Origin of the sequence: Streptomyces phytophilus, assembly GCF_013870535.1 — a bacterium.
Taxonomy (GTDB): Bacteria; Actinomycetota; Actinomycetes; order Streptomycetales; family Streptomycetaceae; genus Streptomyces; species Streptomyces phytophilus.
Genome location: NZ_JACBXC010000008.1, coordinates 1 through 13,563, shown reverse-complemented (window position 1 = coordinate 13,563; position 13,563 = coordinate 1). Strand labels below are relative to the sequence as shown.

Sequence of the window (13,563 nt, the reverse complement as noted above, 5' to 3'; positions counted from 1 at the left end):
TACGGTCCCCGTGGCGGGTCGGCGGCACGGCGGTTCAGCCGCGCAGGGCCTTGCGCCGAGCCGCCGGGTGCGCCCGGGCCCACGCCTCGGGGAGCTGCCTCTACCGTGCGCCGGCCGCGGCCCGCTCCTCGCCGTACAGCAGCCCCCAGGTGAAGGCGGTCTCACCCGCCGTATGCGCGGAGACCGCCATGCGAAGCAGAGCTTCGCGGGCCACGACGCCGTCGTGCTGGTCGCCGCTCACCTGCTGGACGGCCTTGCCACGCTTGCGGAGCCGCTGCGCTGGCTTCCCCAGGGCCGGGCCGGCGGTCTCCGCGGCGTACCGGAGTCGCTTGGCGGTCTTGCGGGCGTGGTGGATCGCGGCGTCGCGCTCGGGCCCGGGGGGCATCTCCAGCGCGCGGTCCATGTGTTCGGCGAGCCGGTCGTACTCCTTAAGGAGGGCCTTGACCATTACCTTCTTGGGCTTCCCGGCGGCCTTGGGGCCCAGCGGCGGAGCGTCGGTCAGCGCCGCCAGCCGGTTCAGCAGCTCCAGGTAGCGGGGCGAGGCGAGCGCGTCGAGGGTGCGCCGGCGGCCTTCGGCCCGCTGCGCCACGTCCCAGGCCTGCAGCCGCGCGGTGACCGGGCCGCGTACCAGCTCGCCGGGCAGCTCCTCCCATACGCCGAGGGCCAGCCGCTCGTTGAGCACTTCGTGGTCGCGCTCCGCGCCGAGCGACCGGGCCAGCCACCGCAGGTCGCGGCGGATCGGATCGGTGACGTTACGATCGAGGACGGAGCGGTAGGAGCGCAGGCAGTTGCGCAGGCGGCGGGCCGTGGTGCGCATCTGATGCACCGCGTCGGGTGTGTCGCGCCGGACGGCTGGGTCGAGGTCCCTGAGCTTCGCGGTCATCCGGTGTGAGTTCTCATTCTTGTTGTAGTAGAGAGAGGTCTCTGACCTGCGATGCAGCAGGTGGCTGAGAGATGTCTTGGGCAGTTCTTTCGTGTCGTAATGGTGCTTGACCTGCTCTGCTGCAAGTTGGATGAAAATCCCGCAGATGTATTGAGAATCCTGGGGTCCAGCTGAGTGATTCCTCGCCGCTCGCGCGGGAGGCACCTGCCCTTCGCTGGGTGAAGTCGGGAATCGGTTCAGTCCTGCCTGCGGCGTCGGCCGTACTGGAGCGTGCATCAGGGCTCGGGGATGGAGGCGGGGCGTTCCCCGGCCCGGCGCCGCCTTTGCGTACGGAGCGCACGAACTTCCTGATCTTGACCTCCATGGGACCCCAGGTGACGGGAGACGTCCGCACATTCAGCTGGAGGAGTTCCGACGATCCACCCGCTATCGGTCCGTACGATGTGACTCAGGCCCGGATCCGTGGACATCGAGTCGAGTGTGAGTCCCCTCTGCCCCGGCCTCGGGGCTCTGCAGCCAGCGCATGAGCCAGTACGCCGGCTCGGCCACGGGGAGCAGTTCCTCGGACCACGGCGCGTGGTCGTTGTCCCAGACGGTCAGCTCCGCGTCGATGTCCGGGAGCAGCACCGCAAGCGGCCCTTCTGCCCGGCCGGGCACGCGTCGCGATGGCCAGCTCACCTGGCCATCTGACCGTTCCCGATCGCTGGGGCCCCTGTATCTGATGGCCGTAGCCGGCGGGCCACGGCATTGACGTCATGAGACGAGGCGCTGCTCACCAAGTTCGGCGGGCGTCGAAATTGGAATCTTCTCTGCGGGCTGAGTCGATCTGCGTGTTTGCGTAGTCCTGCAGTGCGGCGTACAGCCGCTCCTCCGGAGAGCCGGCGCGCAGCGTCGCCCGGATTTCCGTGGCGCGCTGCAGGATTTCAAGATCTTGCGGGTACGGTTCGCCGGGGGAGGTCGATTTTGATCCGTCTGTCACGGAGCTCATCAGCCTGCCGCCGACCTTGCGGTACAGCTCCTCCGAGAGCTGGACGGCGGCGCTCAGCACCTCGGCCACGAACTGGGTCTCCTCCCAGAGGAGTCCGCGATGTGCGCCGCTCAGCAGTGGCGCAACAGCGTCTATCCGCTGGTGCTCACCCGACCTGAACACCTCCAGCAGCACGTCACGTGCGGCGCTGTCGTACACGTTTCCGGCGACGGTCGCGAAGAGCTTGGTGCCGTACAGCTCGCGCCGCCATGGGTGCTCACGCTCTTCTTCGAACCATCGCGTCAGCCTCCGCAATAGCTCGACGCGGCGCGGGCTGTTCTTGAAGGGGGATCGAGCATGCCAGGCGAAGGGCAGTGGATCGAAGCCCGGCTTGGGATCCTGCTCCCACGACTCCAGCCGGGTCAGTAGCAGGTCCAATGCCTCGTCCTCGTGACTATCCGACAGAGCCGCGACGGCCCACTTGACTCGATGGTCATCGATCGTCCGTGTCTTGGCCAACTCCGCCAGACACCGTTTCCGTTGCTCCGGAGTGAACTCGGACCACGACAGGCCGGCCGGGCCGATGAATGCCCAGCAGAAGTCCGCCGCGCCGCGCGCCAGACCGGAGAACGGGACTGAGCAGACAAGCGCGATGGCGTCTTCGCGCGAAGACGCATTGCGGATCATCGAGACGGCCAGGCGCAAGACATCCGTGCCCACGGCGCTGTCGGCACGGGTGGCCAGCTGACGGGCAATCGCGAGTTCGTGCGGATGCAGTACGTCCCCTGCCGCCAGCCGTGCCGCGCTGGCTCGGAGCACGGCGCGGACCGGTGCGGCGCGACTGGCGTCCGCAAGTTCCGCCGCCATCTGCCAGGCAGTGTCGGGCTCGTCCTTCCACAGGGCTTTCAACGCTGGCGGAAGGACGAGATCCGCTGTGATGTCGCTGCACTCCAGGGCTCCGCGGATGATTGCCGCCGCATGCGTAGGTCGTTCCGAGGCCATGCCGGCGATGAGGGCCGTGCAACCTGGCGGAGCCTCGGCGAATATCTGTATCCCTTGCTCCAGCAGGTCGCGCAAGGCGTCCCAGGCCGTGGCGTCGTCCCAAACTGCGGCCTGGGAGGATGCCTCGGCCAGTCGACGGCTCCAGCTGTTCTCGGTCGCTTCGTAGTCGTAGTCCTCGCCTACCGACCATTCGTGGCAGTCGCTGTGCAGCAGTACGGCAAGCCGGTGCGGAAGCGAGTCAGGCAGGGCTTCCAGGACTACGCGCGCTGCGGCCGCGGCATCCGGAGAGCCGTACGCCACATGCCAGTGGACCGACCGCCGCACGGCCAGCGCCACCAACGGCCCGGGCCGGACTTCACGTGTGCGCGCCGCCAACGCCTCCAGTGCGGGCACCAGCCAGTCTGCGAACTGCCCGACCTGGCCGCTGAGAGCCTCCGCGAAACTCCGTGCCGCCACGCCCGCCCTGATACGGTCCGCCGAGCCGTACGCCTCGAGCAGTACCCGGTACGCCCGGTCGCGCACCGGCGCCACACGCTCAGCCAGCAGCGGCAGACGCGAGATGGTGAGCGTCCGGCCGTCGAACTCGTGTCCCTCCGCCACGGGCTCGAAGATCCGGCCCAGCAGGGCGAATGGCATTCGGTCGGCGGTGCGCACCGGGCCTTGCTGCGCCCATCGGGCGACCGCTTCGACCACCGCTTCCTGGTAGAGCAAGGGCTTGTCGGGTGAGTAGGAGGCGAGGTCGCTCAATAGCCCCAGTGCCGACTGGGAGGACGAGCGGAGGGGACGCATGTCGTGCTGTCCGAGTTTCCACAGCAGGTCGAGGGCCTCACCGAGATGCTCGGGGTCCTGCGCAACCGCAGCCAGCACCGGAGGAACGTCGTCCAGCAGGCGAGGCGCATCGGCCGGGCCGACTTCCACCTCTGGACGCAGGAGGCCGAGGACGCGCCGTGGCTGGAACGGGGCGATGTTGCGTATGACTTTCAGGAGCTGGCTGCGGGTCGAGGCATCGCCGTCGGTGTACTCCTGTTCGATGGTGTGCCACAGCGGCTCGAAGGGGGACCGGCCGGTCGACCTGAGCCGGCTCCACTGCCAGTCCACTCGGCCAGCGTTGACCAGTGCGTTTGTCAGCGGTTCTCCGTCGATCTCGGCCAGGACGCGCTCGAGAAAGCCGGTGGAGGCACCGGTGTCCGGATTGATGGCGGCCTCGGCCAGCAGCACATCGCCCAGGAGATCAGGAAGGATCCGGTGCGAGGCACCCCTGCGTGCCAGCACTCCGCTGCTCACCAGCCGGCGCAGCTGGACCTGAAGGACGCTGTCAGGGGTGCCGAGCAGTGCCGCCATGGACTTGACGAAGCGCGGGACATCCGTGCGCACGGGCTGCAGCGCCGCGACGGTGTGCAGCACGGCTCGGTCCTGGTCGCGCGTCGCCGGGTCCGTCAGGGCCGTTTCGATGAACGCTTCCACTACCTCCCGGTGCAGGCGGGCATCGCTCTCCATCCGCTGGGGATCGAGCCTGCCGCGTGCGATCTCCAGCGCGCTGAACACCAGTAGGAACGGTGAATCACCCACAGTCGCGGCAAGCCGGCGAGCCAGGTGCCGCTTTGCCTCGCCGAGCGCCTGTTCTGCGAGGCGGGAGGCATCTTGCGTCGAGAGTTCGCCGAGTTCCCACGTAGAAACCCGCGCGTCGTCCACCCGCAACTGCCTGAACGTCCCCCTGAGTACTGTCGTGCCGGACGGTCGGGTGGAGACGACCAGGACGGCCCCGGGCCGTTCACGGCGGAGTGCCCGGATGATCGCCGCCAACTCGTCGGGACGTTGGTGGGCGTCCTCGATGATGACGAGCAGACTGTCGTGTTGAGGCAGTTGCTCAACAGCATGCTGATGTACGCCCTCGGTGGCGAGCAGCACTTGCACGACGCCTTCAGAGCGGCGGGTGAACTCTGCCGCGAGCGTCTGCAGCACACGGCTCTTGCCGCCGCCCGCCGCGCCCACGAGGACACCGATCCTGCCCTCGGTGTCGTCATCAGCCAAGGCGAAGGAGAGCAGTTGTTCGACGAGATCGGACCGTCCGACCAGGTCCCAATGATGGCTGAAGTATGCGGCAGCCTGCGGATCGTTGAACGCTTCCTGCGGTGTGAGCCACGGATTAGGCGCGCTGGGATCCGCGTGAAAGTACTGATTAACCGTCAGATTGCCGTTCTGTACTGCGTTTGCCGTGCCGCCGTGCGTCGCTGAGTTCGTCTGAACAGAAGGGTGGGTGCCAGAGCCCGTAGCGTCAGGAGACGTACCGCCTGGCCCGCTCTTCATGTCCATCGTGCGTCTTTCTTCTCGGCTACGTCAGAAACTGCGGCGCGGGGTACGGAAGCTGGCGAGCAGGCGAGCAGCGAGCTCCTCGGCGACGCTGTCGCTCTTGGCGTTCAGCTCCTTCATGGTGAGCGATTCGTCCGGGTGGACTCGCAAGAGGTCGTGTCTCATCGGGAACTGGGCCGTGCTACGGGGCAAGCGGCTCATGGTGTCTTCGCTGACCATGGTGGCTGGATCGATACCGATACCCAGGGCGACGGACAGCGGGTCGGGCAGTGGCAACCTGAGGAGGAGAGCCAGTAGCCGGGCGATCTGCTGGGGCAGCTCAACCGGGTCGAGTACGGCTCCCATGCCGTCGTGGGGGAGCGGCTGCCATGCGGAGCGTTGTCCTGTGCGCAGGACTGCCAGTCCGGTAGTGCCTTGGCCACCGCCCGCTGTGGTCACCAGAGCGTGCTGGTCGTCGGCAGCTGTATCGAGCAGCTCGGAGAGAGTGAAGAAGCCGTCTTCCCGGCCGGTGCGGATAAGTTGGTCACCAAGCTGGGCCAGTCTACGTACCTCAATGCGGCTGCCGGAAGGGACCGGGACGAGATGGATCTCCAGGGCGGCCGCACTCGTGCTGAAGGGTGAGTTGTGGCCCGTTCTGCGCCAGTTCACCTCGACGGCATCGGCCATCGGCTCCCACTGGGGGCCCGAGCCGTCGGCCGTTGGCCGCCTACCTCCGTTGTGCGGAGTGCGCGCGGTGCCGACCTCCGCGGAATTGGCGGCGGGATAGGCGTTGGAGGCCGAGGTCGAGGGTGTGAGCGCCGTGATCACGGTGATGGCGGCTGCGGCGGCGTGAGCGGCTGCCTGGGGCTGGCTTCCTCCCACGTCCGCCGTGTGCTTGAGGCCGTCGGCCTTGTCGCTGATGCCGCGGATTGTGAGGGCCTGCAGTTGGTCGGCGAGGTGTGCCGCACGGGCGAAGCCGGCGCTCTCCATCTCGATCGCCACCGCGTCGTTGTACGTGTGGTGCAGTTGGGCTGAGAGCGCACTGTCGGCTGAGTTGAGTACGACGTCGCCGGAGGCGATGGGCTTGAGGTGCACGGCGGGCGGGCGCGGTGGCCGCTGGCTGCGGATGTGCGAGGTCCACTCGTCGGACCGCAGGGCATGACGGGCGGCCTGTTCAAGCCGGTGGGAGGCGTCCCAAGCGTTCGGGCGGGCCAGGAACTGGGCGGGGTCCTGCTTGCCGCCTTGATAGGCGTAGATCTTGGTCGCAACCACGACGTCACCGAGCTCGACGCCGTCCTTAAGACCTCCGGCGACTCCGACGAAGAACAGGGCGGCCGGCTTCAGCCATGAGTTGATCCGCTCGGTGAGGGCGGCGGCATTCGTAATGCCCTCACCGAGCTCGGCGATCGCCACCCGCCAAGGCGTGCCCGGCAGCGAGCCCTCCTCGATCCGGGTCCCCGCCTCATGCTCTGCACTCTCCAGGTTCGTCAGGTGCACGCGCACCGCCTCGTACTCCAGAGGAAGTGCGGTCAGGACCACCACACGGGGGCTGTTCGGTTGGTGCAAGGCAGATTCCTTATCGCTGTCGGTGAGGGCACCCGGCGGCGGCCGGAGATCGTACTTCACGGCTGAGCATCGCATCAGGGCAATGCCTGTGGCCGGGGCCTGAGCGCCTGGGCGAGGTTGGAGCCTGGGTGGGTCATTCGTCCAGCCGTTGCAGTGCTGGGGCACTCGGGTGTTGTGCGAGGGCGAGGCCGTCGACCACCGCCCGATAGTGGGGACGGGCAGAAGCGGTCACCTCAGAGCGGAGGTCCTGCAGCCATTCGACAAGCAAGAACCCCGCCGAGTCGACCGCTCCGTTGCTGCTGACGCAGAGCTGCCGGACCCACCGCATACCCGGCTCGATCTGTTCATGGATCGGTTGTGCCTTGAGGAACCCGACGAGATTGTCGATGGCGAACCTCTCTGTGCCCGCAGAGGTGGTCCAGCTGTCGATCAGGTCACGCAAAGGGCCCAACGTCAGCCACGTGCGCCGGGCCCTGGCCAGCGTGCTGTCCACATGCAAGTCCGCGCCGGACGGCGTGGGGTTGGGGACCAGCTCTTCCATCAGCCGCTCCTGGTGTCCGAAGCGGTCAACCTGCTCGGTAGGCAGTGGGCGGGTCAGAACCGATTCCATGATGTGAGGCCAGACAACGCCGAGAGTTTTCGCCAGCTCGGGACTGTAAGTGGCGGCAATCTTCAGGCCATGCAGGAGATGGCTGAGCGCTGCGGGGGACACCGTGAGTGTGTCCACGAAGCCGGTCATCACCGTCGGCTCTTCGGCACCGCTACGAAGGAGCGCTTCCGCCACCGCACCATGCTCTTCCGAGTGCCGGTGGTATCCACCGTCGCCCCAGACGCAGGCCGCGCGCGCATAGGCGTCCAGAACCGGGGCTCGTACTGACCGGGCCTGGGCCGTCCTGCAATGCTGCAGGCGGGCGGCCTCAAGGATCGCAGGCAACGCCGTGCCTAGGACGGGGAGCGACAGCTCCTCGCCGGTCAGCTGGTCCAGCGCCGCCGCAGGCGGGCGCAAGGACTCTGCGCGAGAGGCAAGGAGGCTGTTGGCGTCCTCGACCACGAGACGGAGGCCGGCTTCCACGGCCTCCCACGCCACGGTGTGGTGACATGAGCGCACTGTGGCCGAGCACGGGGCGGACCACAACGGACGCAGCCCTTCGGCTGCGTAGGCCCGCACCTCATGGACCGGGTGCGCGCTACACCGCAGGACAGCTTCACGGATACGCCCGACACGCTCGGTGCCAAGAGGGGCCGTGGCCAACAACGCGACCGTCGGCAGAAGGCTGCGTGGTAGTGCGAGGGCCGCCTGACGGCTGCCCTCCCAAGGCTGGATCGTGTCAGACACATCCGCATCGAGATGCGCAGGGCAGTCGAGGACGACCTCCGTCAGAAGATCGACCGACCAGCAGAGCTCCTCGACCGCCACCAGGGTTCCATTCGCCGCCGCGCACACGGCGGCCGCAGCAACCGCATACACGCCGCCGAGCCTCTGTGTGCTGCAATCCGCGTGGTCGAGAAGGCTCCGTGCCGTCTGGAGGTCGCTCTCCAACTGGCTGGGTTCTGTCAGCGCCGACGGACCGATGCGGCCGGGAAGATCCTGGTGCAGCGCATATCGGTTGAGCAACTCATACTGCTTGGACGTGAGGTCCGACCGGCCACGGCGCCGCTCAAGCTCCTGCCGGATGGCCTCGGACGGTTGTACCTCGACGGCCGCCTGACCGCCGTCTCTCACCAGAACGAAACGTTCACAGTCCAGGTGATCGGCCCAGAATCTGAGTGTCAGGTCATCAATGACATCGGTCGCGGCTGAACGAAGCCGTCCTGCAACGGCCTGCAATCGTGCCGCGGCCGCGTTGTCCCCACGTCGTTTGGCATCGATAACCAGAGACATCGCCACCTGGGCGGGGGAGAGTTTCAGGTGCTCCTCGCCAGGGAGCTCGTTACTCCTGCGGAACATCATGTCGGCGACGGTGCGACCGTTCTCAAGCTCCCAGACCAGGGGTGAGGCCAGGAAGCCGTCCAGCTCGTCGCTGATCTCGTCCAGATGCCGTACCAAAATGCCGTAGGCGAGGCCGGCCCCGGCCACGGTCCCCACCCGTCTGAGCACCAGTTCCGCAGCCCTGCGAGCTGGCATGACACGGCCCTGGACCAGCTGGTCCAGCCAACGGTCGAGAGCCATGAGCGCGCTCATGCACGGCTGTGGGCCGTTCAGGGCGCCTCGATACCAGGACCAGGCGTCCCCGCGGCCGGGATACTCGCAGTCTCCCGTTCCCAGGAAGTCGCCACGCAGAGCCGGGGCAGAAGCGCTGTCCGGATCCGGCTCGTCTCCGCTCTTGTACCGGTCCTCCGGCCGGACGGCGGCAGCCAAAAGCGTGCTGATCAGCTCCATGCAGCGCACGGGATCCGTCTGCAGCAGGGAGAAGAACGGCCCCCGCCACCAGGCAGCCTGCCCTTGTGAGCGGATGCCGAGGTACTCATGCTTTCCCACTGAACGGCCCCGCACCTCACCACGCAGACGCAGCGGGTCCGCCGACGGCGCGTAGTAGGCCGCTGCGAGCTCCGTGAGCAGCGCCGGGTTCGTCGTGGCGAGGCACCGGGCAGACCCGCCACGGTCCACTGCCGGCATCAAAGTGTGGGCGCGTTCGCGGGCCAGCCGTCGCAGCAGGGTGTCGGCAGCGTCGTCCCGATCCGCACCGAGCAGTGCCAGCGCCTCGATGAACGCGGGCGTGGGGAACTTGGGCACCGATCGAAACATCGCCTCGCGCAGTTGGACCCGCACCGGCCGGTAGTCTGGAACGCCGTCCCCCAGGATCTCTTGTTCGGAGACACTCCGCAGCCACGTCACCATGAGCGTGTCGCACGGCTCGCTGCGGTAGTCCGTGAAGACGTCCGTGTGCTCTGCCAGCCAGGCGACGACCGGGGCTGCGACGAGCGGATCGCCATCCTCACCGAAGCGCAACGTCACGCAGCGTAGCAGCTCGCTCAGAAGCTCGGGGCGGCGCACCAGGTCCTCAGTCAGTGCGGCGAGAGCCTCGGCGCACCACCCTGAGGACAGCACCGCCTCCCAGGGAACCTCGTTCCACCGCGATCCGTGCGTGGCCGCCAGCTGCTTGAACTGCTGGCGCACCTGGTTCCACCGCGTGACGAACCCTCCGGCCGCATCCGCCCCGGACCGCAGCCTGATCTGGCAGAAGATACGGCCGGCGCGAATGGCCCACCGCGGCCCGTGGAGGTCCAGCAGGGACAGGCCGTCGTCCAGCAGCAGACGCTTGGTGGTGGCGTAGTCCCGCAGTACATCGTGGGCGAAAGCGTGCTCCTCGTTCGAAGTCGCCGACGACTCGCCGAGCGGAGCGAGGATGCCGTCGGAGCGCAGTGAAGCCAGTGCGGGGCCGGGAAGGGACGGTGCGCGGCGGCCGGTCAGCCGTCCTTCTGCCAGAGAGACGAGCGCCGCTCCGCGGTCTTCGGGCACTACCCCGTTGGCCATCCGCTGGTTGTTCAGCACGAACGCGAGCCAGACATGGGTGTAGACCTCGGCCTCACTCGCTAGCTGAGCAGGCAGTGCTGCGCCCCGCCTGACGGAGCGCAGCAGCAGATCGATGAGGGCGATCCGGCGCAGCAGCCAGCGTGATCGGGGATCACTGGCGAGCCGTGCCAACTCCGGCGCCGAGGCCAGGATCTCGGCGATCTCCCGGTCGTCCAAGGACGGCACGATGACTTCGCCGACATCTGTGCATCCAGCCCGGTCCAGCAGGTCCCGGAGAGTGTCCGCCGCGTCGTCCCGGCTGACCAGAACGGCGGTGAGCCCGGCACCCATCGCTGCCTCCACGGCTTCCACGACGAGGCTTTCGAGCCCCTCCTGAGCGGCTTCAGCACCGTCCAGGACCAGAATTCCGTGAGGAGCAGATGCTTTCGATGTGCCGTCCTGGGCCCCGAGTGCGTGGATGAGTTCGTCCAAGCCGCCCGCGTACGGGGACATTGCCGGCGCAGCGGCCGCCAGGACGTGTACGGACCGGGTGCGCAGTTCGTCGATGGACCGCAAGACCAGGGCGGTCTTGCCGACACCGGGTTCCCCTCGGACGAGGAGCACATGACCTGCCTGGGCCGTGCTGAGGGCGTCGGTCAGGGAGGCCAGCGGAGTCTCACGTTCCATTGCCAGTACCTGGCCCGGAGCGATGCTCAACGTGCCGGGAGTGCGCCGCAGACTTCTCTCCCATTGCGTGAAGAGCCGCTGCGCATCAGGTCCGAGGAAGTTGTTGATGGTCTGGTTGCCGTGCTGGACGGCGTTGACCGTGCCACCAGTATCGGCGCTATTGGTCTGTGCCATCGAAAGGTCTTCGACGGGGTGTGGATTTCCGGGCTGCGGACCGTCGGCCTGCTCGTCGCCCCCGCTCACCGCTCGGTCGCTTGCGGCCCGTGATGGTTGATGGTGAGCGAGCCGTTCTGAACGGCGTTGACCACACCCTTGCGGTCCGCCGTGTTGACCTGCGTCAGCCCTTGCACCGCAGCACCATCAGATGTGCTGGAGCCCTGCCCGTCGACACCGCCTTCACCGACGCCGAGGGGAAGGGCAGCGAGAGCAGTCATCGCCGCTGCTGCGGCGTGGGCCGCAGCGACCCCCTGCATACCGCGAGCATCGGCCGACGCTTTCGCGCCGTCAGCGTAGTCGCTGATGCCCCGGATCGTCAGGGTCTTGACTCCGCCGATAGCAGCCGCCTCGGCCAGCCCTGCGCCTTCCATCTCCACGGCCACCGCATCGTTGAAGACACGGGTGAGCCGCTCACGCAGCTCGGAATCCATCGAACTCAGCAAGGTCTCACCAGCTGCGACGGGTTTGAAGTGCACCGTAGGCGGACCGTCTGACTCGAAGGCTCCCGCACGTACGCGGCCGGTCCACTCGGTTCCGCGCAGCGCATGCTTCGCGGCCTGCAGCAGATCGTGCGAGGCCGCCCAGGCCGCCGGGCGTGCGAGCACCTCGTCGGATACGTGCTTGGCCCCGTCGTACGCATAAATCCTGCTCGCGACCACGACATCGCCCAGTCTCACGTCGGGCTTCAAGCTGCCTGCTACCCCGACGAAGATGATTGCCCGGGGTGTGAACCGAGTCCTTGCTTGCTCGGCGATCACCGCCGTCGGCCGGTTCCCCGGTCCCACCTCCGCGAGAACGACCTGATGACCCGAGCCTGCGACCTCACCGGCTTCGAACCATGTCCCCTCGTGCACCACTCGGCGCGGATTGATGAGGTGTGCACGCACAGCCTCGTACTCCAGACCGATAGCCGTCAGCACAACGACCGGATTATGTAGACCGAACTCACCTACGAGCAAAGGATGTTCCCCTCACAACCGCAACGTCTGCTGAGCCTACCGCCGCCTCACCGCAGCCCCCGTCCCACCCTCGGCGCCGCTCTCGAGTTGATCAGCCCGACCACATCGGAACGGCCTCTGATTTCCTTCCCACCGCTCCTTGGCGGGTACAGAATTGGCCGTCGACGCACCTTCGCCCCGAACCTCTAGGACCAGGCGTGACAGCCACAGATGACATCACCATTGGCAAGCTGCTCCTGGCTGAGTACGACAGAGTGAAGGAAGAACAGAAGACCCGGATAGGTTTCCGGGACAACCTCCTCTACGTCACCCTGGCCGCGATGGTGACGGTACTGATCGGCGCTGCCCAGACACGCCACGCCGAACTGCTGCTGGCACTGCCCGCCGCCACGTCCGTCCTGGGGTGGACATACCTGGTGAACGACGAGAAGATCAGCGCGATCGGCCGCTACATACGGACCGATCTCGGACCCCGTCTGAGCGCACTCGCAGGGGAACCGGAAAGCCTCTTCGGGTGGGAGACGGCGCACCGACGCGATACCCGCCGGGCCCAGCGCAAGGTAATCCAGTGCGCGGTGGATCTCACCGCCTTTGCCGCGGTCCCGCTGGCGGCTTTGACTGTCTTCTGGGGCTACGGAGCGGGCGCGGCCGTCCCGCTTGTCATCTCCCTGCTTGAGGTCGTGGCCGTCGCCGTTCTGGCGGTCCAGATCACTCTTTACGTCGACACCGGGCCGTAGGTGTGCCTTCTCGTTCATGGTGAAGCTGTGTTCTCGGCCTGGCCTGTGTAGATGTAGGTAGCTGAGAGAGGCTGAGGCGGACGTTCACTAGCGCTTGACCTGCAAGGCAGCAACTTGGTTGAGAAGGCTGCATCTAGAGTGAGAATCCGGGGCTGGGGCGGAGGTTGAGCTGGACTGGCTGCGCTCGGAGGTGTCCGTGGCGGCGGGCGGGTGGCGCGGACTGAGCGTTCGCGGGGAGGACGGGAGTTCGTGCGCAGGGCGCAGGCTGGGGGCAGGCCGCCGGGCCCGGAGCGGCGGGGGCTCCGGGATCCGAGTTGGAAGCGCAAGGGCCTCTGCCTGCCGTCGGGCTGGCGACGGGCGGAGGCTCGAAGGCCGGGGCGGGAGATCAGTTGGCGCCGGGGTGCGTTACTTCGCCGGGCCGGGAATGCACCAGGATTCCGAGCTTGCTCTGGTCGCCGCACTCGCTGCAGCGGCGGATGTCGGGACTGCTGCATGATCGGGTGACAGCGGGGTTTATGCAGCCAGAGCTGCGGGCGGGCTCATGATGGTCTCGTACTCGACCGGGGTCAAACGGGCCAGGCGTCGCTGGCGCCGGCGCCGGTGGTAGGTGCGCTCGATCCAGGTCACGATCGCGATCCGCAGTTGCTTCCGGGTGGCCCAGGCACGGCGGTCGAGGACGTTCTTCTGAAGCAGCGCGAAGAAGCTCTCCATCGCGGCGTTGTCGCCGGCCGCCCCGACCCGGCCCATCGAGCCGACCAGGCCGTGCCGGGTAAGCACGGCGGCGACCTTCCGTGACCGGAACT

General features: G+C 67.5%; 7 protein-coding genes. 1 reads left to right on the top strand and 6 read right to left on the bottom strand.

What is annotated here, in order from left to right:
- Positions 1-100 precede the first annotated feature (100 nt).
- The 5 genes from H5J30_RS01385 to H5J30_RS01365 all read right to left on the bottom strand — a co-directional run bounded on the left by H5J30_RS01385 (position 101) and on the right by H5J30_RS01365 (position 11,984).
- Positions 101-883 (bottom strand): CHAD domain-containing protein, encoded by a 783-nt coding sequence (locus H5J30_RS01385; protein ID WP_258563005.1) that lies wholly within the window; start codon positions 881-883, stop codon positions 101-103.
- 772 nt (positions 884-1,655) lie between these two features.
- Positions 1,656-5,165: a P-loop NTPase gene (locus H5J30_RS01380; RefSeq protein WP_181785287.1), complete on the bottom strand. Its 3,510-nt coding sequence runs from the start codon at positions 5,163-5,165 to the stop codon at positions 1,656-1,658.
- Positions 5,166-5,189: 24 nt separating this feature from the next.
- A complete protein-coding gene (locus tag H5J30_RS01375; RefSeq protein ID WP_309505389.1) occupies positions 5,190-6,767 on the bottom strand; it encodes a phosphorylase family protein in 1,578 nt (525 codons plus the stop codon).
- 73 nt (positions 6,768-6,840) lie between these two features.
- Positions 6,841-11,022 (bottom strand): ATP-binding protein, encoded by a 4,182-nt coding sequence (locus H5J30_RS01370; protein WP_181785285.1) that lies wholly within the window; start codon positions 11,020-11,022, stop codon positions 6,841-6,843.
- Between the two features lie 65 nt (positions 11,023-11,087).
- Positions 11,088-11,984, bottom strand: a complete 897-nt coding sequence (locus H5J30_RS01365) for a 5'-methylthioadenosine/S-adenosylhomocysteine nucleosidase family protein (protein WP_181785284.1) — start codon at positions 11,982-11,984, stop codon at positions 11,088-11,090.
- A 236-nt stretch (positions 11,985-12,220) separates the two neighbouring features.
- On the opposite strand from H5J30_RS01365, the gene H5J30_RS01360 reads away from it, so the two are divergent.
- On the top strand, positions 12,221-12,760 hold the full coding sequence (locus H5J30_RS01360) for a hypothetical protein (protein WP_181785283.1): 540 nt from the start codon (positions 12,221-12,223) through the stop codon (positions 12,758-12,760).
- Positions 12,761-13,273: 513 nt separating this feature from the next.
- Here H5J30_RS01360 and H5J30_RS01355 read toward each other — a convergent pair.
- Positions 13,274-13,563 (bottom strand): integrase core domain-containing protein (locus H5J30_RS01355; protein ID WP_181785282.1); only part of this gene is annotated, 290 nt, incomplete at its 5' end.